Source organism: Martinezella sp. CNPSo 3959 (assembly GCF_057784355.1).
Map to the genome: position 1 here is coordinate 1295693 of NZ_JBXSOV010000001.1, position 19449 is coordinate 1315141.

Annotated in this window: 16 protein-coding genes; 13 read left to right on the forward strand and 3 right to left on the reverse strand. The window is 61.2% G+C overall.

The features are described 5' to 3' along the window. Positions 1-49: 49 nt before the first annotated feature. A complete protein-coding gene (locus AC13RE_RS06470) occupies positions 50-1609 on the reverse strand; it encodes an indolepyruvate oxidoreductase subunit beta family protein (protein ID WP_488562325.1) in 1560 nt (519 codons plus the stop codon). A gap of 9 nt (positions 1610-1618) precedes the next feature. Beyond that, positions 1619-3772 (reverse strand): thiamine pyrophosphate-dependent enzyme, encoded by a 2154-nt coding sequence (locus AC13RE_RS06475; protein WP_488562326.1) that lies wholly within the window; start codon positions 3770-3772, stop codon positions 1619-1621. A gap of 357 nt (positions 3773-4129) precedes the next feature. On the opposite strand from AC13RE_RS06475, the gene AC13RE_RS06480 reads away from it, so the two are divergent. The 6 genes from AC13RE_RS06480 to AC13RE_RS06505 all read left to right on the forward strand — a co-directional run bounded on the left by AC13RE_RS06480 (position 4130) and on the right by AC13RE_RS06505 (position 10244). Then, positions 4130-5665, forward strand: coding sequence for an ABC transporter substrate-binding protein (locus AC13RE_RS06480; RefSeq protein WP_488562327.1), 1536 nt, complete (start codon positions 4130-4132; stop codon positions 5663-5665). Between the two features lie 230 nt (positions 5666-5895). Continuing rightward, positions 5896-6903: an ABC transporter permease gene (locus tag AC13RE_RS06485; RefSeq protein WP_488562328.1), complete on the forward strand. Its 1008-nt coding sequence runs from the start codon at positions 5896-5898 to the stop codon at positions 6901-6903. After that, on the forward strand, positions 6896-7789 hold the full coding sequence (locus tag AC13RE_RS06490; protein WP_488562329.1) for an ABC transporter permease: 894 nt from the start codon (positions 6896-6898) through the stop codon (positions 7787-7789). The genes AC13RE_RS06485 and AC13RE_RS06490 overlap by 8 nt, the downstream gene beginning before the upstream one ends. Next, a complete protein-coding gene (locus tag AC13RE_RS06495; protein WP_488562330.1) occupies positions 7786-8658 on the forward strand; it encodes an ABC transporter ATP-binding protein in 873 nt (290 codons plus the stop codon). The genes AC13RE_RS06490 and AC13RE_RS06495 overlap by 4 nt, the downstream gene beginning before the upstream one ends. Next, positions 8655-9509 carry an ATP-binding cassette domain-containing protein gene (locus AC13RE_RS06500; RefSeq protein WP_488562331.1) on the forward strand — a complete coding sequence of 285 codons (855 nt, stop codon included), beginning with the start codon at positions 8655-8657 and terminating at the stop codon, positions 9507-9509. The genes AC13RE_RS06495 and AC13RE_RS06500 overlap by 4 nt, the downstream gene beginning before the upstream one ends. A 171-nt stretch (positions 9510-9680) precedes the next feature. Further along, a complete protein-coding gene (locus tag AC13RE_RS06505) occupies positions 9681-10244 on the forward strand; it encodes a VOC family protein (protein WP_488562332.1) in 564 nt (187 codons plus the stop codon). 25 nt (positions 10245-10269) lie between these two features. On the opposite strand, the gene AC13RE_RS06510 is transcribed toward AC13RE_RS06505, so the two are convergent. After that, positions 10270-11883 carry an AMP-binding protein gene (locus tag AC13RE_RS06510; RefSeq protein WP_488562333.1) on the reverse strand — a complete coding sequence of 538 codons (1614 nt, stop codon included), beginning with the start codon at positions 11881-11883 and terminating at the stop codon, positions 10270-10272. A gap of 297 nt (positions 11884-12180) precedes the next feature. Between AC13RE_RS06510 and AC13RE_RS06515 the strand changes: the two genes are divergently transcribed. The 7 genes from AC13RE_RS06515 (at position 12181) to AC13RE_RS06545 (ending at position 19432) form a co-directional block, all read left to right on the forward strand. Next, on the forward strand, positions 12181-14499 hold the full coding sequence (locus AC13RE_RS06515) for a bifunctional salicylyl-CoA 5-hydroxylase/oxidoreductase (RefSeq protein WP_488562334.1): 2319 nt from the start codon (positions 12181-12183) through the stop codon (positions 14497-14499). Positions 14500-14506: 7 nt separating this feature from the next. Then, the gene (locus AC13RE_RS06520; RefSeq protein ID WP_488562335.1) at positions 14507-15286 is read left to right on the forward strand and encodes an SDR family NAD(P)-dependent oxidoreductase; all 780 of its coding nucleotides are present in this window, start codon (positions 14507-14509) and stop codon (positions 15284-15286) included. Between the two features lie 3 nt (positions 15287-15289). After that, a complete protein-coding gene (locus tag AC13RE_RS06525; RefSeq protein WP_488562336.1) occupies positions 15290-16141 on the forward strand; it encodes an enoyl-CoA hydratase family protein in 852 nt (283 codons plus the stop codon). Positions 16142-16144: 3 nt separating this feature from the next. Continuing rightward, entirely contained in the window at positions 16145-17323 is a 1179-nt protein-coding gene (locus tag AC13RE_RS06530; RefSeq protein ID WP_488562337.1) for an acyl-CoA dehydrogenase family protein, read from the forward strand. Between the two features lie 114 nt (positions 17324-17437). Continuing rightward, positions 17438-18619, forward strand: coding sequence for an acyl-CoA dehydrogenase (locus AC13RE_RS06535; RefSeq protein WP_488562338.1), 1182 nt, complete (start codon positions 17438-17440; stop codon positions 18617-18619). 8 nt (positions 18620-18627) lie between these two features. Further along, complete coding sequence (locus tag AC13RE_RS06540; RefSeq protein WP_488562339.1) at positions 18628-19059, forward strand: acyl-CoA thioesterase; 432 nt, start codon at positions 18628-18630, stop codon at positions 19057-19059. Next, entirely contained in the window at positions 19037-19432 is a 396-nt protein-coding gene (locus AC13RE_RS06545) for a RidA family protein (RefSeq protein ID WP_488562340.1), read from the forward strand. The genes AC13RE_RS06540 and AC13RE_RS06545 overlap by 23 nt, the downstream gene beginning before the upstream one ends. The last annotated feature ends 17 nt before the right edge of the window (positions 19433-19449 follow it).

Below are 19449 nucleotides of genomic sequence, written 5' to 3' on the forward strand. Positions count from 1 at the left end.
AACGCTTATCCCGCCAAGGGCGAGATGAGATTCCGCGCTCGCGGGAACCTCAAAGCGTCGCTACAGTCTTCAATGCGCCATCAAGCGCCGTACCCTGCTCATCCAGCAACGCCGCCTGGCGCAGCCGCTTCATCCACGCAGCTCCATCCTCGCGGTCGCGAAGAAGCGGCAGCGCCGACATGACGCGATCGAACTTGGATAGCCCGCGCGCATGCGTATCGGAATAACCTTTGACGAGGCGGCGATTGCCCAACACCTCGACAGCGAGATCGTAATTCACGGCCAGCAGATTGGAGGCCGCCGCAAGCCAGGCCTCGCGATGCTCGACTTCGCGGGCATGCCGCAATGTGCCGCGACGGATGCGGCGTAGCGCCGAGACCATATAGAGGCCGAGGAACCAGAACAGCGTACCCGTCTGAACGCGACGCCCCTTGTTGACGAAGCGGTCGAGCCGGGCAAACAGGCGCGGCCGGTTTTCGATCCAGAGACCCATGCCTTTCGGCAGCGTGCCACAGATCTCCTCCATGCGCGGATGCATATATTCGGTCATGTAGACGATCTGATCGTCCTTGGCGCCGACCTCCTTGCGAACGCGCTCGAAGCGCGAGCCACGCACCTTCAGATCGGCAACGCGAATGACGTCGTCATAGGCCATGGCGACTGCGACATACTTCGCCGCCTGCACGGTGAAGGCAAAATCCTTGCTTGCGCCGCCAGCCTTGCGATCCAGCGCATGAAGTGCCGCGACACGGCTCAGATATTCGTCTGCATAGGCCGGGTCCTGATAATCGGTCAGCTTCTTGACGCCCGCAAACAGCAACGGCCAGGCAACTTCCGGAAATTCGGCGCGAAGACGATTGACCAGTCGGTCGAGTGCCGGATGACCGGCCGTCTCTGGCAGCGCGTCGAAATGCTTCGGCGGCGTTGCGGAAACCGCATCGCGCGGCTTCTCCTTGACGCGGTCGAAGGCGGCATTGAACGCCTTCAGGCTAGGCTCGATGCCCTTGCCGCCGGCGCGGATCATCGCTTCGAAAGCCTGCTTGCCGAACGGCAGCGCACCGGAGCCGGCCAGCGCGCCGAACATGGAGGCCGAAATCACGCTGCCGTTCCTGACGGCCATCGTTTCCATGTCGAAAGCGATGGTGCGCTTGGCGGCGAAATCCGTAGCATCGACCACCACCTCGGCATTGCCGATGCCATCACCCGGCTTTTCCTTTTCCGCAACCGCAAAGGAACGGTGCGTCGAGGCGATCAGCAGCGTCTTGTCCGGGGTGACGAGGCCGCGCAGCACAGAGCGGCCAGCCTCCATCAGCTCTGCCGCCATGACGACATCGACATCACCCGGCGTCGGCATCAGAGAGAAGATCGGCTCGTGAGCATCCTTCGCCGGCAGCATCTCGATATAGTAGATTGTCGCGCCCGTGCGCTGGGCAACGCCCGGCACAGACGTCGTCTGCGCCATCCAGCCTTCGGCTTCCGCAAGTCCGACGATCCAGTCGGCCAGGACGCCGCCGCCCTGCCCGCCCATGGCGAGGATGGCAAGCGACAGCGGCTTGTCCGTCGAAAGCCTGGCAGCGCCGAGATCACTCATGCTCACATGCTCGTTCATCTCGCCCTCTCAATCTGAAAAGACGATGCGGCCGGCGCGGCGGCGTGCCTGCAGCCAACCGATGACGCCGGAACGCATGCGAGCGACAAAGCGATCCCAGCCCGTCGGGTTATGGATGATATCGGCCCGGTAGAAGGAGGGACAGAGCACCGCCGCCTCCGAGACCTCACCGCAATTGCCGCAGCCGACGCAGTTATTATCGATCGCCGCCACCGGATCGTCCTTCAGCGGATCGTCGGTATGCTTGACCGACAGCGAAGGACAGCCGGAAAGGCGGATGCAGGCGTGATCGCCGGTGCAGACGTCCTCATCCACGCCGAAACGCTCCTTGACCATGCGCTTGCCGTCCTTCACCGCCTTGGCGAATTGCGGCTTCACGCGACGCTGCTTGTTGAGCATGCATTCCGAGGAAGCGACGATGATCTTCGGCCCCGGCTCCTTCGAGGTCAGAGCCTCGCGCAGCGTGTCGCGCATCTTGGCGACGTCATAAGTCCGGTCGATCTGGCGCACCCAGGTCGCGCCGATGCCCTTGACGGCATTGACGATCGAATTGTTGGTCTTGCGGCGTGGGTTGAGGGCACGCGAGGACGGTATATCCTGCCCGCCGGTCGCGGCCGAATAATAGTTGTCGACGACGAGGATGACGCCATCCTGCTTGTTGAAGACGGCATTGCCGACAGAGGTCGCAAGGCCATTGTGCCAGAAGCCGCCATCGCCCATGACCGAAATCACGCGCTTGTCAGCCGCGACATTGAAGGCCGAGGCCGCTGCCGGCCCGAGCCCGTAGCCCATGGTCGTGCTGCCGATATTGAAGGGCGGCAGGATCGAGAAGAGGTGACAACCAATATCGCCTGATATGTGATGCTGGCCGAGCTCGCTCTCCACCATCTTCATGGCGGCGAAGATCGGCCGCTCGGGGCAGCCGATGCAGAAGCCGGGCGGCCGCGGCGGCACCACTTCGGCCAACGCCTTGATCTTGGGATCGTTGAGGATCGGCGTCGGATCCGGCAGCGGTGGCTGGTTGCCGAGCAGCACGCGCTGATGGATCTCCAGAAAATTCTTGATGCCCTTCATCAGCACAGGTGCTGTATATTCGCCGCCCATCGGCAGCACGTCTTTGCCCGCGACCTTGGTCTGGATATCGCGGCGGCGCAGGATGGTATTGAGGGACTGCTCGATATACTCAGGCGCCCCCTCCTCCACCATCAGCACGGCCTTCTTGCCGGCGCAGAATTCGGCGATCTGGTCATCCACAAGCGGATAGGCGACGTTGAGGACGTAAAGCGGCACGGCGGAATTGCCGTAGACATCGGCAAGCCCAAGCTGCTGCAGCGCGCGCAGCACGCCATTATACATGCCGCCGAGCAGGATGATGCCGACATCGCCCTCGGAGGGTCCGAAATACTCGTTGAGCTGGCGCTTCCTGATGAAATCGACGGCAGCGGGCCAGCGCTTCTCCAGCTTCTCCTTCTCGTGCAGGAAGGATGCTGGCGGCAGCACGATGCGGTTGACATCGCGGACAGGATTTTCAAGCGCCTGCTTCAGCGTATAGGCCGGCCGCTTATTGTCCTTGGCGACGAACTGGCCATGCACATGACAGCTGCGGATCCCCACCTGCAGCATGACCGGCGTGTTCGACACTTCCGAAAGCTCGAATCCCTCTTCCACCGCCTGCACGATCGACGGCAGGTTCGGGCGCGGATTGAGGAGCCACATCTGCGATTTCATCGCATAGGCATGGCTGCGCTCCTGCATGATCGAGGAGCCCTCGCCGTAATCCTCACCGATGATGATGAGTGCGCCGCCGGTGACACCGCCGGAAGACAGGTTGGAAAGCGCATCGGAGGCTACATTGGTACCAGCCGTCGATTTCCAGGTGACGGCGCCGCGCACCGGATACATGACGGAGGCAGACAGCATGGCGGCGGCCGCCGCCTCCGAAGCCGATGTTTCGAAGTGGACACCCAGATCCTGCATCACATCCTTGGCGTCGGCCAATACATCCATGAGATGGGAAATCGGCGAACCCTGATAGCCGCCGACGTAGGAGACGCCGGATTGCAGAAGTGCCTTGGTGATCGCGAGAATACCCTCGCCGCGGAAGATGTCGCCTTCCCCGAGCTTCAGATCCTCGACCTCGCGCGCAAACGATCGCTCGGCCATGACGTTACCCCTTTGCCCTTGTGGGCTTGTTTTAAATCATTTGCAAAATCATATTTTGAACTTCCTTAAGCTGTCAACGAACAAATATGAAATCCAGCTGGATGGAGTAAGCTCGAAGCGGTAAGCCATTGCCTTCCTTCTTCCGCATCGGAATCTTCGCTCCCTGGGTTGCAGCGCAGATATATGCGTACGCATTTAATATGGATGCCAAAAAAGCATCGGATTCTTTACAAGCACCAGAGAAAGCGCTTGCCGCTCCAAAATATGTATTTTAAGATTAAAACATTCCGACAATAAATCGCCAGCGGCAGTTGGGCGTCATGCTTTTCTGTCGCTTAACAGGGGAACGGAGTGACCATGACAACGCTTACTCGGCGCGAGGCCCTGAGCCTCGGCGCAGCAGCATTCATGACTGGGATTCTAGCCGGCAGAACGCCGGTGGAAGCTGCCGAAGCCGGCACGCTGACCATCGCCTTCAACGTCAATTTGCCCTCTTTCGATCCGACGACCGGCCCATCCGCCGTCAACCCGACGATCCAGGCAATCTATCGCTCCGTCTTCGACCAGTTCATCGGCCAGGGACCGGACCTGAAATTCCAGCCGGGCCTGCTGACGGCCTGGGGTTGGAACGACGACAAGACTAAGGTCTGGATGGACGTCCGCGAAGGTGTGACCTGGCATGACGGCTCCAAGTTCACGCCTGATGACGTCGTCTGGTCGCTGGAGCGCGCCGCCAAGCAGGACACTGGCAACCCGATCCAGTTCATCTGGTCGACCGCCAATAATTACAAAGTGGAAGGCAACCGCATCACCGGCGATGTCGTCCGCTTCGAGCCGACTTTCTTCAAATGGATGGCCTTCCTCACCGGCTATGTCCTGCCGAAAGACTATTATACCAAGGTAGGCGCGCAGGGCTTCGAAAAGAAGCCGATCGGCACCGGCCCCTATATGGTCGACGCCTATGAGGGCAATTCCTATCTGCGCCTGAAGGCAAACCCGAACTATTTCGGCGGCAAGCCCGCCTTCGACACGGTCATCTTCAAGTTCGTGCCGGATACGACGAGCCGCGTGGCCGAAATCGAGTCCGGTTCTTCCGACGTGACGCTGGAAATACCCTATGAGGATTTCGACCGGCTGAAGAAGAAGTCCGGTCTTGCCGGCGTCGCCACGCCGATCTCCGACATCGGCATGATCTTCATCAGCAATGTCGATCCGATGCTCGACAAGAATGTCCGTCTCGCCGCCAACATGGCGATCGACAAGGAAGCGATCATCAAGCGGCTCCTGCGCGGCTACGGCAACGCCCTGTCGACGCTGGAAGCGCCGGAATATGAGGCCTACGACGCGTCAGTCAAAACCCCTTACGATCCGGAACAGGCCAAGAAGCTCCTGGCGGCCAGCGGCTATTCGCCGGAAAAGCCGGTGAAATTCACCATCAAGACGACCCGCGGTTTCAAGCCGAAGGATTACGAGATGATCCAGGCGATCGTCGGCATGTGGCGCAAGGTCGGCATTGAGGCTGAAATCGAAGTCTACGAAATCGCCAAGCACTACGAGCTGCGCGCCGCCCACCAACTCGGACCGGCTGCCTTCTACAACTGGGGCAACGCCATCGGCGATCCGACGACCTCGACCGGCTTTGCCATGTTCGGCCCCTCGCCGCACTCTGCCTGGAAGACCAAGGATGTCGACGACATGCTGGGGCCGCTCTGGGGCGAAAAGGACGAGGCAAAGCGCATTGCCGGCTGGAAGGCGGCGATCAAATACATCGCCGAACAGGGCTATGTGATCCCGCTGCTGCAATATGCCCAGCCGATCGTCTACAAATCGAGCCTCAAGGTCACGCCAAACGTCTCCGGCGCCCTGCAGCCGACGCTGGTGTCGAAGGCTTGATGCGTCAGGCTTTGAGTATGTGGCTGCCCCTCACCCTTGCCCTCTCCCCGTTTTGACGGGGAGAGGGGACGACCTCTGTACCCTCGTCTGGAAAGACGCTCGGAAGGAAGGCTGTGGGTGCTTCTATCCCCTTCTCCCAGTCAACACGGGGAGAAGGTGGCCGATAGGCCGGATGAGGGGCCTGTACTCTCTATGTTACAGTCAGCGCATGCGATCGGAACTCATAACGCATGATAGCAGTCTCCATATTGAACCGCCTCATCATGGCCGCAATCACCCTCTTCGGCGTGGCGGTGATCGTCTTCGTCCTGCTGCGCGTCGTGCCGGGCGATCCGATCGCGATGATGATCTCGCCGGGCGCTAGCCCTGCCGATATCGCAGCACTGCGCGCCCATTACGGGCTCGATGCGAGCCTGACCACGCAATTCTGGCTCTGGCTGAAATCGGTTCTGATAGGCGATTTCGGCACATCGATTTCCTTGAAGCGCGATGTATTGTCCCTGCTTGGAGAGCGCCTCCCCGCAACGCTGGAACTCGCTTTCGCCGCGCTGATACTCGCGGTTCTTCTCGGCGGCGCAGTCGCCATCGTCGGCACGCTTGCCCGCCGCACGATTTTCGAGCCTGTGATCGACAGCTTCAATGGCCTTTTTCTTGCCGTTCCGGATTTCGTCTGGGCGCTTGCGCTGGTCCTCGTCCTCGGCGTCCTCTTTCCGCTTTTTCCGCTCTCCGGCCGTATCGATCCCAGCATCGACGCACAATTCGCGACCCCCTTCTATCTCCTCGAAAGCCTGCTGACGCTTCGCTTTGCGATCTTCGCCGATATCTGCGCCCATATGGTCATGCCGGTCCTGGCGCTCGGTCTGCCGCTCGCCGCCATCATCGCCCGCGTGCTGAAAGCCGCACTCTCCGAGGCCATGGTGCAGGACTATATCCTGCTCGCCAAATTGAAAGGAATGTCCGAGCTGCGACTGGTATTGCAGGAAGCGCTACGCAATGCCGTCGGCCCGACGATCGCGCTGACCGGCGTACAATTTACCTTCCTGATCGGCGGCACCGTCATCGTCGAGCGCATCTTCGCCTATCCCGGCATTGGCAACATGGCGATCGATGCGGTCATCAACCGCGACCTGCCGCTGATCCAGGGGCTTGTCCTGGTCTTCGGCGCCATCTTCATTCTCGTCAATCTGGCGGTCGATCTCCTGGTCGCAGCCTTCAATCCGAGGCTCGCCCATGGCTAACGTCACCTCGTCTGCCGTGCCGCGACCATCCTCCAGAATGGCGAAGCGCGTCCGGGTACTGCTTTCCGAGCCGAAGGTGATCTTCGGCGGCGGTTTCATTCTCATCCTCATCATCCTCGCAATCTTTGCGCCTTACATCGCGCCGAAGGACCCGCTGGAGCAGGATCTGATGTCCGGCACCCTGCCGCCGGCATGGATCGAAGGCTCCGATCCGGGCTTCCTGCTCGGCACGGACGATCTCGGCCGCGACGTGCTCTCCCGCGCCATCTTCGGCACACGCATCGCGCTTACTGTCGCCTTCGTCGCCGCCGGCCTCGCAGCCTTGATCGGCACGCTGCTCGGCCTTCTCGCTGGCTGGTACGGCGGTTGGATCGACAAGGTGATCTCCCGCCTTGTCGATATCTGGATGGCCTTCCCGCCCGTATTGCTGTCGATCCTGCTCGTCGCCGTCTTCGGCTCCGGCGTGCATTCGGTCATCGCGGCCATCGTCATCATCGACTGGACACGCTTCTGTCGCGTCGTGCGCTCGGAAACACAGGCGCAGGCGCGGATGGATTATGTGACCGCCGCCCACACGATCGGCTTTTCGCGGGTGCGAATCCTTTTCAGCGAAATCCTGCCCAACGTGACGCCGGTGCTGATCGCCCTTGTCAGCCTGGAAATGGGCATCGCCGTCATCGTCGAAGCCATTCTGTCCTTCGTCGGCCTGTCGGTCGCCTCCGACACGCCGACCTGGGGCGGCATGATCGCGGAGGGACGGCAGATGATCTATCAGGGCTGGTGGGTGCTGGTCGTGCCGCTGATCGCGTTGTTCGCAACGGTGCTTGCCTTCAATCAACTCGGCGATGGCTTGCGCCGCGCCCTCGATCCGGTTATGCGCCGATGACATCTCCACTCCTCTCCATTACCGGCCTCAACGCCGTATCCGACCGCGACGGCGGCACACCGATCCTGCGAGATGTTTCCCTGACATTGGAACGCGGCGAAGTGCGCGGGCTGGTCGGCGAAAGTGGCGCCGGAAAATCGACCATCGCCAAGGCTCTGCTCGGCATCTTGCCGCGCAGCGTGCGCATCACGAGCGGCTCGATATTGTTCGACAACCGCAACCTCCTCACCCTCTCCGCCAGGGAATTGCGAGACATCATGGGCAGCGAAATCTCGCTGATCCCGCAGGACCCGCAAACCGCACTCAATCCAGGTCGACGCATTGAGGCGCAGCTGACCGATGGCCTGCGGTTGAAGCGGGGCATGTCATCGGGCGATGCACGGCGGCGCGCGCTGAAGCTGCTGGAAGAAGTGCATATCCGCGATCCCGAACGCGTGCTGCGCGCCTATCCCCATGAACTGTCCGGCGGCATGCGCCAGCGCATCTTGATTGCCGCCGCCTTCGCGCTGGAGCCGAAATTGGTCGTCGCCGACGAGCCCACTACCGCGCTCGACGTCACCGTGCAGAAGCAGATCCTGCGGCTCATCCGCGGCCTGCAGGAAGCGCACGGCACCGCCGTCATCTTCGTCACCCACGATCTCGGCGTCGTCGCGCAGATCTGCGACAGCGTAACCTTGCTTTACGCCGGCAAGGTGATCGAAGAGGGGCGTACAAGCGACGTGCTTGCGCATCCACGGCACGTCTACACGAAATCGCTCCTTGCCGCTGGCCCCCGCTACGACCGGCCGGATGCCGGGCTGACGCCGGTCCCGCAGGCTGTCTTCGAGCAATTGCGCCGCGAAATCGGCATTTCGGAGGGCGGCCGATGAGCGTTTCCGATCATCTGCTGTCCGCTAAGGGCATCGAAGTCATCTATGGTGCCAAGCGACATCTTTTCGGGCCGCCGGGCCACGGCATTAAGGTGCTGCACGGCGTCGATATCGATATCCGCCGCGGCGAAACCGTCGGCATCGTCGGCGAAAGCGGCTCGGGCAAGACGACCCTCGGCCGCGCCCTGCTGCGGCTGGTCGATGTGACGGCAGGCAGCATCCATTTCGATGGCCGAGATATCACGCGCCTGCCGGCTACAGACATGCGGCCGCTGCGTCGGCGCATGCAGATGATCTTTCAGGACCCGATGGCCTCACTCAACCCACGCCACACGATCCGCCGCATCCTCGTCGAACCGTTGCTTCTGCACAAACTTGCTTCGGACAGGAAAGAGGCCGAGCGGCAGGTTGCCGAAATCCTTGAACGGGTGACGCTCCCTCAGGCATGCCTCGAGCGCAATCCGCACGAGCTTTCCGGCGGCCAGCGCCAGCGCATCGGCATCGCCCGCGCTGCGTTGCTCAAGCCGGACTTCGTGCTCGCCGACGAGATCGTCTCCGGCCTCGACGTGTCGACGCAGGCGCAGGTTTTGAATCTGCTGAAGGAGCTTTCGCGCGATCTCGGCCTCTCCATGGCCTTCATCAGCCACGACCTCTCGGTCATCCGCGCCGTCTGCGACCGGGTCTATGTCATGCGCCACGGCCGCGTCGAGGAGGAAGGCGATTGCGAGCGCGTCTTCACCGCACCCGCCTCCGCCTACACCCGCATGCTGCTCGACGCCATTCCCCTGCCGGAAGTCGACCCGCATTGGCTCGGTCGCGAAAACCTGATGGAAGAAGCGCCCGTTGCGTGATGGTTATCTAGAGCAATTCAAGGAAAAGTGCGTAGCGGTTTTCCGTCCGGAATTGCGTGAAAACAAAGAGATAGAGCGGTTCAGAGATTCTATGAAAAGCTGAACCGCTCTATTGTGCAGCAGGTGTTAGCGAGACTGCAACAACATCGGCATATGGAAAGGGAAGACCCTATGAAGGATCCTGTTTCAGCAGCAACAAAGACAACGGGCTTGCCCGGTCTTCGCGGTCACGACCATACGGGACTGACGGTGCCGGATATGAAGCAGGCGGTCGATTTCTTCGAAAACGTGCTCGGCTGCGAGGTCATCATGTCGTTCGGCCCGTTTGCCGACGACAAGGGCACCTTCATGGCCGATCTGCTCGGTGTCGATCCCAAGGCTCAAATAAAACAGATAACCCAGGTGCGGTGTGGTTTCGGATCGAACATCGAACTGTTCGAATATTCAGCGCCCGACCAGCGGGACCTCAAGCAGAAGAATAGCGATATCGGTGCGTTTCACATCTCGCTCTATGTGGACGACATCGACGCAGCAAAGGCTTATCTGGACAGCAGGAACGTCGCGACGCGGTTAGGACCGCTGCCAATTACAGACGGTCCGGCGGCCGGCCAGTCGATCCTCTATTTCCAGGCACCCTGGGGCCTGCAGTTCGAGGCTATCAGCTATCCCAAGGGTATGGCGTACGAAAAGGACGCCGAAACCGTGCTGTGGAGCCCGAAAGATCCGGGTAAGTGAAGCGAGATGTCGCCTGACGGTATCCTCAGTTACGCAGGCGAAAGCGCTGTATCTTGCCGGATTCCGTCTTCGGCAAGGCTTCGGTGAAGACGATGGAACGCGGATATTTATAAGGCGCGATGACGGCCTTCACATGATCCTGCAGCGCCTTGACCAACAGATCCGATCCCGTGACTCCGGGCGCCAGCACGACATGGGCCTGCACGATATGGCCCCGTTCCTCGTCCGGCTTGCCGATCACAGCGCATTCAAGCACATCGGCATGCGAAAGTAGAGCAGCCTCGACTTCCGGCCCGGCAATATTGTAACCGGCCGAAAGAATGATGTCGTCGGAGCGGGCGGCGAAGTGGAAATAGCCCTCCTCGTCCTGAATGAAGCTGTCGCCGGTCACATTCCAGCCATCTCGTACATAATCGGCTTGCCTGCGATCGGCGAGATAACGGCAGCCGATCGGCCCGCGAACGACGAGTTTGCCGATGGTGCCGCGCGGAACCTCGTTCATTTCTTCATCGACGACACGGGCCTCATAGCCCTTCAGCGGCCTGCCCGTGCAGTTCGGCCTGGCATCGGAGAGATGGTTGGAGATGAAGATATGCAGCATCTCGGTCGAGCCGATGCCGTCGAGGATCGGCTTGCCGGTCTTGCGTGTCCACTCCTCGAAGATCGGCCCCGGCAACGTCTCGCCGGCAGAAACCGCGATGCGAAGCGAGGAAAGATCCGCCCCCTCCTCCATCGCCGCCAGCATGGCGCGATAGGCCGTCGGTGCGGTGAAGCTGATGGTCGCGCCATACTCCTGGATAATCTCGACCATGTTCTTCGGCGACGCGTTTTCCAACAGCGCCGTCGACGCGCCGAAGCGCAAGGGGAAGACGACCAAACCGCCGAGCCCGAAGGTGAAGGCAATCGGCGGCGAACCGATAAAGACGTCATCCGGCGTCACCTGCAGGACTTCCTTGGCATAGCCGTCGGCGATGATCAGAATATCGCGATGGAAATGCATCGTCGCCTTCGGCACACCCGTCGAACCAGAGGTGAAGCCGAGCAGCGCCACGTCATCCCGCCCGGTTTTGACCGCTTCAAAGCGCACCGGCTTGTTGAGCGCGATGCGGTCAAGCTCGGCATCATGGTTGGCGGTGCCGTCGAAGCCCACCACCTGCTTCAGGAAGCGGCTATCCTTGGCTGCAGTGACGAGTTCTTCGAGCAGTCTCGTATCGCAAAGCGCAAACGAGATTTCCGCCTTGTCGATAATCTTCGAAAGCTCGCCTGCCCTGAGCATCGGCATGGTATTGACTGCAACGGCGCCGACCTTCGTCACCGCCAGCCAGCAGGCGATCATGGCGGGGTTGTTGCCGGAGCGGATAAGAACGCGGTTGCCCGGCTTCACGCCGAAATCCTCGATCAGCGCGTGTGCGATGCGGTTGGTCCAGTCCGCCAGCTCCTTGTAGGTGCGGCGGCGGCCGTTGCCGATCAGGGCAACGTGATCGGCGAAACCCTTCTCCACCATTCGGTCACTCAGCTCGAAGCTGGCATTCAGCCATTCCGGATAGTCGAAACCCTCCATCCGCAGCTCGGGCCATTCGTCGAAAGGCGGCAGATTGTCTCGCGTGAATGTATCGGTATGGCCAGTCGGTCCCAGCATCGCCTTGCTCCCGCATTCTTATCGACCAATCGCCACGACAGCCGTTTCCCCGCGGCGCATGTGGCATTGCTAAAAAAGATCGCACCGAAGCCCGCAATGTTCAAGTAAGAAATTTTAAGCCTAAACTATTTTTGATTTCTGATTGATTCAAAAGACCTATTTTCTATTTTCCCGCGATTATGAGTGCCCACAGACCGCATATCGGAGTAGGAAAAGCCTTGACGAATGGCTCCAACAAGATATTTTAAACTTAAATTATTTTGAGGTCGGTTCCAGTCGAACGAGGGGGGAAAAGCGATGCGCATCGTCTGTATCGGCGGCGGCCCCGCAGGGCTTTACTTCGCGCTTCTGATGAAGAAGCTCCATCCGGAGCACTCCATCCGCGTCGTCGAGCGCAATCGCCCCTATGATACTTTCGGCTGGGGCGTCGTCTTCTCCGATGCAACCATGGTTTCGATGCGGGAATGGGACCCGGAAAGTGCCGCCGAAATCGAGGACGCCTTCAACCATTGGGACGATATCGAAGTCCTCTTCAAGGGCACGCGCCAGCGCACATCGGGCCACGGTTTCGTCGGTATCGGCCGCAAGAAGCTTTTGAACATCCTGCAGCGCCGCTGCGAGGCGCTCGGCGTGGAGCTTATCTTCGAAACGGACGTCAATTCCGATCTCGACTATCCCGATGCCGATCTGGTCATCGGATCGGACGGCCTCAATTCGCGCATTCGCAACCGTTATCCGGAGGTCTTCCAGCCGGATATGATCACCCGGCCGAACCGCTATATCTGGCTCGGCACCAACAAGCTTTTCGACGCCTTCACCTTCGATTTCCGCCGCACCGATCACGGCTGGTTCCAGGCGCATATCTACAAGTTCGATGACAAGACCTCGACCTTCATCGTCGAGACGACGGAAGAGGCCTATCTTGCCCATGGCCTAGACAGGATGGACCAGGACGGCTCCATCGCCTTCTGCGAAAACCTGTTTTCCGAAGTGCTCGAAGGCGCTTCGCTGATGACCAATGCCCGCCACATCCGCGGCTCGGCCTGGCTGAACTTCAACCGCCTGATCTGCGGCAAGTGGAGCCATTTCAACGGCAATTCGCATGTCGTGCTGATGGGTGACGCCGCCCACACCGCGCATTTCGCCATCGGCTCCGGCACGAAGCTTGCCATCGACGACGCCATCGAGCTCACCCACCAGTTCCAGATCCACGGGCACGAGAAGGACAAAATCCCGGCAGTCCTCGAGACCTATGAAGAAATCCGCCGCGTCGACGTCGCCCGTATCCAGAACGCCGCCCGTAACGCGATGGAATGGTTCGAGGTCGTCGGCCGTCGCTACGCCGACACGCTCGAGCCGCCGCAATTCATGTATTCGATGCTGACCCGCTCTCAGCGCATCAGCCACGAAAATCTGCGGCTTCGCGACAAGACCTGGCTTGAAGGCTATGAGCGCTGGTTCGCCGAAAAATCCGGCCTCGCCGTCGGTAACGACCGCTGCCTGCCGCCGATGTTCACGCCCTATCGTCTGCGCGAGGTCCAGCTCGTCAACCGTATCGTCGTGTCGCCGATGGCCATGTATTCGGCTGAGAATGGCGTGATGAACGATTTCCATATCGTCCATCTCGGTTCGCGCGCGCTTGGCGGCGCGGGGCTGATCTTCGCGGAAATGACCTGCGTCACGCCCGATGCCCGCATCACGCCCGGCTGCCTCGGCCTCTGGAATGAGGAGCAGGCGGCGCAATGGAAACGCCTTGTCGATTTCGTTCACACGAACAGCGCCGCCAAAGTCGGCATCCAGCTCGGCCATGCCGGCCGCAAGGGTGCGACGAAACTTGCCTGGGAAGGCATCGACCAGCCACTCCCCGAAGGCGACTGGCCGTTGATCTCCGCTTCGGCTGTTCCCTATCTCCAGAATAGCCAGGTGCCAAAGGCCATGGATCGCGCCGATATGGACCGCGTCAAGGCCGACTTCATCCGCTCGACGGAACTGGCGATCGAGGCCGGCGCCGACTGGCTGGAACTGCATTGCGCCCACGGCTATCTGCTGTCGAGCTTCCTGTCGCCGCTCACAAATCTGCGCGACGACGAATATGGCGGCAGCCATGAAAACCGCGCCCGCTATCCCCTGGAGATCTTCAGGGCAATGCGCGCGATCTGGCCGGCGGGCAAGCCGATCTCGATCCGCCTCTCCTGCCATGACTGGACTGACGGCGGCAACACACCGGAAGATGCGGCGATCTTCGCGCGCATGTTCAAGGAAGCCGGCGCCGACCTGATCGACTGCTCCTCAGGCCAGGTATCGAAACAGGAAAAGCCGGTTTACGGCCGCCTGTTCCAGACGCCCTTCTCCGACAAGATCCGCAACGAGATCGGCATCCCGACGATCGCCGTCGGCGCGATTTCCGAGGCCGATCACGCCAATTCGATCATCGCCGCCGGCCGTGCTGATCTCTGTGCCATCGCCCGTCCGCATCTGGCCGATCCGGCCTGGTCACTGCATGAAGCCGCCAAGATCGGCCTGACTTCCATTCCCTGGCCGAAGCAATATCTTTCCGGCAAGACGCAATATGAAACCAACCTCGCCCGTGCGACCACGACAGCACCGGCGAAATGAGGATGATATGACGACTTCGGGCAAACTCGCCGGCCGTCACGCCCTCGTCACCGGGGCCGGCAGCGGCATAGGTGCGGCGATCGCCAAGGCGCTTGCCGTTGAGGGTGCGCGCGTCAGTCTCGCCGGTCGCCGCCGCGAGCCGCTGGAATCGGTTGCCGCCGAAATCGGCGTGCACGCTTTTGTCGTCGATGGCTTCGATGTCACCAGCCCCGATGCCGTTGCCCAAGGCCTTGGCAAGGCACGCGAAAAATTCGGTCCTGTCGATATCCTCATCAACAATGCCGGCGAAGCGCCAAGCGCGCCCTTCGAGAAGACGACCTTGGAGGCTTGGAACCACGTCCTCTCGGTCGACCTGACGGGTGTTTTCGTGGTGACGCAGGCGGTCCTTCCCGACCTAAAGGCTCGTGGCTACGGCGCACGCATCATCAACATCGCCTCGACAGCCGGCCTGAAGGGTTACGCTTACGTCTCGGCTTACGTGGCCGCCAAGCATGGCGTCGTCGGCCTCACTCGCTCGCTGGCGTTCGAATTGGCGAAAACCGGTATCACCGTCAACGCCGTCTGCCCCGGCTTCACCGATACGCCGATCATCCAGCGCTCGATCGAGACGATCGTCGCCAAGACCGGTCGGACGGCCGAGCAGGCCCTTGCCGAGTTCACGAGATCCAATCCGCAGGGACGTCTCGTCAAGCCGGAAGAGGTCGCCGATACCGTGCTCTGGCTGGCCTCGCCAGCCGCGGCATCGATCAATGGACAGGCAATCGCGGTTGCCGGTGGGGAGATTTGAGGGATGAGCGATCGGGATATGACGATGAAGGGGCATCTGAAGCCCTTCAAGGACTACAAGCCGGAGCACTTCCTTTGGGACGTCAGCGAAGACGGCCGTGTCGCCACCATCCGCCTCAACCGTCCCGAACGTAAGAATCCACTGACCTTCGATAGCTATGCCGAACTGCGCGATCTCTTCCGCGATCTCGTCTATGCATCCGATATCCGCGCCATCGTGCTGACCGGCGCCGGCGGCAATTTCTCCTCCGGCGGCGATGTTTTCGAGATCATCGAGCCGCTGACCCGCATGGCAATGCCCGAGCTTCTGGCCTTCACCCGCATGACCGGCGATCTCGTCAAGGCAATACGCAAATGTCCGCAGCCGATCATTGCGGCAGTCGACGGCATCTGCGCCGGCGCCGGCGCTATCCTCGCCATGGCCTCCGATCTGCGGCTCGCGACGCCAGAGGCAAAGACAGCCTTCCTCTTCACCCGTGTCGGCCTTGCCGGTGCCGATATGGGCGCCTGCGGCATCCTTCCCCGCATCATCGGCCAGGGCCGCGCCGCCGAACTCCTCTTCACCGGCCGATCGATGACGGCAGCGGAAGGACAGGCCTGGGGCTTCTATAACGGTCTTCACGCAAGCGCCGATCTGGAGCAGGAAGCGGTCAAGCTCGCCCGCTCGCTGGCCGACGGCCCATGGTTCGCCCATGGCATGACCAAGACCATGCTGAACCAGGAATGGGCGATGGGCATCGACGAAATGATCGAATCCGAAGCGCAGGCGCAGGCGATCTGCATGGCGACGCAGGATTTCCGCCGCGCCTTTGAAGCCTTCGCGGCCAAGCGCCGGCCGGAATTCCAGGGGGATTGAGGGATGTCCACGGCAAGCAGCCTCCCCGGCCCGACACGCGATCATCTGGATTGGCCCTTCTTCGAAGAGCGCCACCACCGGTTTGCCGCCGAGGTCGATGCCTTCGCAAGGTCGGGCATCATGGCTTCGATCGATCACACCGATGTCGATGGTGCGTGCCGGAAGCTGGTCAAGGCGCTGGGCGAAGCCGGGCTGTTAACCGCCGCCACTGGGTCTTCCGACAGCGAGCCGCTGATCGATTCCCGCATGGTCTGCCTCGCCCGCGAAACGCTCGCCTGGCATGACGGCCTGGCCGATTTCGCCTTTGCCATGCAGGGGCTTGGCACCGGTGCAATCGGCCTCTCCGGCTCGCCCGCGTTGCGCTCGGCCGTTCTGCCCAAAGTTCGCTCGGGCAACTGGCTTGCCGCCTTCGCGCTGTCGGAAAAGGATGCCGGCTCCGATGTGGCGGCAATGAGCTGTGCCGCGCGTCTCGACGACGATCACTATGTTCTCGACGGTGAGAAGACATGGATTTCCAATGGCGGTATTGCAGACGTCTACACCGTGTTTGCTCGCACCGGCGAAGCGCCGGGCACCCGCGGCATCTCTGCCTTCATCGTCTTTGCCGATGATCCCGGTTTTTCGATTGCTGAGCGCATCGAGGTGATCGCACCGCATCCACTGGCAACGATCTGTTTTGAGAACTGCCGCATTCCCGCTTCCCGCCGCCTCGGCGCGCCCGGCGAAGGCTTCAAGATCGCCATGCGCACGCTCGATATCTTCCGCGCCTCGGTCGCCGCTGCCGGCCTGGGTTTCGCCCGCCGCGCGCTTGATGAATCGCTTGCCCATGCGCGGTCACGTCCGATGTTCGGCGCGGCGCTGGCCGACCTTCAGTTGACGCAGGCCGCCCTCGGCGATATGGCGACCGGCATCGACGCGGCGGCATTGCTCACCTACCGGGCAGCCTGGCGTCGCGACGTGCAGCGATTGCCGACGACGCGCGAGGCGGCCATGGCGAAGATGACGGCGACGGAAACCGCGCAGAGTGTCATCGACCGCGCCGTCCAGCTCTTTGGCGGGCGCGGCGTGAAATCGGGCGAGATAACGGAAAAACTCTATCGGGAGATCCGCGCGCTTCGCATCTATGAAGGTGCGACGGAAGTTCAGAAACTCATCGTCGCGCGCGAACTTTTGAAGACCTAGAGCAATTCCAGGAAAAGTGCGAAGCGGTTTTCCGCCCGGAATTGCGTGAACAAAAAACTTGAGCGGTTCAGTGCTAACTGGAAACACTGAAACGCTCTAATGGGAGATACCAGCATGAGCCGCGAGATTTTCGACTGGGCCGACCCGTTCCGGCTGACGGAGCAGCTGAGCGACGACGAACGAATGGTGCTGGATACCGCCCATTCCTATGCGCAGGAAAAGCTCGCGCCCCGCGTCCTCGAAGCCTTCCGCCACGAAAAGACCGATCCGGCGATCTTCCGCGAAATGGGTGAACTCGGCCTACTAGGCCCGACGATCTCCCCGGAATATGGCGGCGCCGGCCTCAGCTACGTCGCCTATGGTCTCATCGCCCGCGAAGTCGAGCGCGTCGACAGCGGCTATCGCTCGATGATGAGCGTTCAGTCTTCCCTCGTCATGGTGCCGATAGAGACCTTCGGCTCGAACGCTCAGAAGCAGAAATATCTTCCGAAGCTTGCGACTGGCGAATGGATCGGCTGCTTCGGCCTCACCGAGCCGAACCATGGCTCGGATCCCGGCTCGATGGTGACCCGCGCAAAGAAAGTCGATGGCGGCTACAGCCTGACTGGCGCCAAGACCTGGATTTCGAACGCGCCGATCGCCGATGTCTTCGTCGTCTGGGCAAAGACCGAGGATGGCCTCATCCGTGGCTTCATCCTTGAAAAAGGTTGGAAGGGCCTATCGGCACCCGCCATCCACGGCAAAGTAGGCCTGCGTGCTTCCATCACCGGCGAAGTCGTGATGGAGAATGTCTTCGTGCCGGAAGAAAACCTGATGCCGAACGTATCCGGCCTCAAGGGCCCCTTCACCTGCCTCAACTCCGCACGCTTCGGCATCGCCTGGGGTGCGCTCGGCGCGGCGGAGGATTGCTATGCCAGGGCACGCCAGTATGTGCTCGACCGCAAGCAGTTTGGCCGTCCCCTTGCCGCCAATCAGCTGATCCAGAAGAAGCTTGCCGACATGGTGACCGAGATCACGCTCGGCCTGCAGGGTTGCCTGCGCCTCGGCCGCATGAAGGAAGAGGGCCATCCGCCAGTCGAGCTCACCTCCATCCTCAAGCGCAACAGCTGCGGCAAGGCGCTGGATATCGCCCGCGCTGCCCGCGACATGCTTGGTGGTAACGGCATCTCGGACGAGTTCGGCGTCGCGCGTCATCTCGTCAACCTTGAGGTGGTCAACACCTATGAGGGCACGCACGACATCCACGCCCTCATCCTCGGCCGCGCCATAACAGGCATCGCCGCCTTTTCGAACTGAGGCTTACCTTGGCATTCAAGACCACCAGACCCCTGCGCTTCGGAGATTGCGATCCCTCCGGGATCGCCTATTTCCCGTCCTATCTGAACATCCTCGTCGGGGTGCTGGAAGACTATTTCGCCTCGATCGGCTTTTCCTGGCGAAAATTGATCGACGACCGCCGCATCGGTGTCCCCACCGTGCGGCTCGATCTGACCTTCATGAAGCCGGGCCTGCAGGGTGACGATCTCGAATTCGCGCTTTCGGTCCATGGTGTCGGCCGCTCCTCGCTCGATCTCGAACATCAGGTTTCGACAAACGGCCATGTGCTGTGGACGGCCAAACACCGCGTCGTCGCCACCTCGCTCGATACGCATAGATCCATTGAATGGCCGGATGACCTCCGCGCCGCACTGACCTCTCATCTGGAGACGACCGATGCACACCATCCTGCAACCTGAGGGCTGGGCCAAGCCGATCGGCTATGCCAATGGCATGGCGGCGACGGGCCGTATGGTGTTCGTCGGCGGCCAGGTCGGCTGGAATGCCGCATGCGAATTCGAAAGCGACGATTTCGTCGAGCAGGTGCGCCAGACATTGAAGAATGTCGTCGCCATTCTTGCCGAGGGTGGCGCCGAGCCGAAGCACATCACATCGATGACCTGGTATTTCACCGATAAGACCGAGTATCTCGGCAACCTTAAAGGCATAGGCCAGGCCTACCGTGAGATCATTGGCCGGCACTTCCCCGCCATGGCCGCCGTACAAGTCGTCGCCCTAGTCGAGGATCGTGCCAAGATCGAGATCCAGGCCACGGCCGTGATCCCGGAATAACACCAGACAGGCAGGGA

Coding starts and splice junctions, on each gene's coding strand:
- AC13RE_RS06470 (WP_488562325.1), bottom strand. CDS start 1,609: ATGAACGAGCATGTGAGCATGAGTGATCTCGGCGCTGCCAGGCTTTCG.
- AC13RE_RS06475 (WP_488562326.1), bottom strand. CDS start 3,772: ATGGCCGAGCGATCGTTTGCGCGCGAGGTCGAGGATCTGAAGCTCGGG.
- AC13RE_RS06480 (WP_488562327.1), top strand. CDS start 4,130: ATGACAACGCTTACTCGGCGCGAGGCCCTGAGCCTCGGCGCAGCAGCA.
- AC13RE_RS06485 (WP_488562328.1), top strand. CDS start 5,896: ATGATAGCAGTCTCCATATTGAACCGCCTCATCATGGCCGCAATCACC.
- AC13RE_RS06490 (WP_488562329.1), top strand. CDS start 6,896: ATGGCTAACGTCACCTCGTCTGCCGTGCCGCGACCATCCTCCAGAATG.
- AC13RE_RS06495 (WP_488562330.1), top strand. CDS start 7,786: ATGACATCTCCACTCCTCTCCATTACCGGCCTCAACGCCGTATCCGAC.
- AC13RE_RS06500 (WP_488562331.1), top strand. CDS start 8,655: ATGAGCGTTTCCGATCATCTGCTGTCCGCTAAGGGCATCGAAGTCATC.
- AC13RE_RS06505 (WP_488562332.1), top strand. CDS start 9,681: ATGAAGGATCCTGTTTCAGCAGCAACAAAGACAACGGGCTTGCCCGGT.
- AC13RE_RS06510 (WP_488562333.1), bottom strand. CDS start 11,883: ATGCTGGGACCGACTGGCCATACCGATACATTCACGCGAGACAATCTG.
- AC13RE_RS06515 (WP_488562334.1), top strand. CDS start 12,181: ATGCGCATCGTCTGTATCGGCGGCGGCCCCGCAGGGCTTTACTTCGCG.
- AC13RE_RS06520 (WP_488562335.1), top strand. CDS start 14,507: ATGACGACTTCGGGCAAACTCGCCGGCCGTCACGCCCTCGTCACCGGG.
- AC13RE_RS06525 (WP_488562336.1), top strand. CDS start 15,290: ATGAGCGATCGGGATATGACGATGAAGGGGCATCTGAAGCCCTTCAAG.
- AC13RE_RS06530 (WP_488562337.1), top strand. CDS start 16,145: ATGTCCACGGCAAGCAGCCTCCCCGGCCCGACACGCGATCATCTGGAT.
- AC13RE_RS06535 (WP_488562338.1), top strand. CDS start 17,438: ATGAGCCGCGAGATTTTCGACTGGGCCGACCCGTTCCGGCTGACGGAG.
- AC13RE_RS06545 (WP_488562340.1), top strand. CDS start 19,037: ATGCACACCATCCTGCAACCTGAGGGCTGGGCCAAGCCGATCGGCTAT.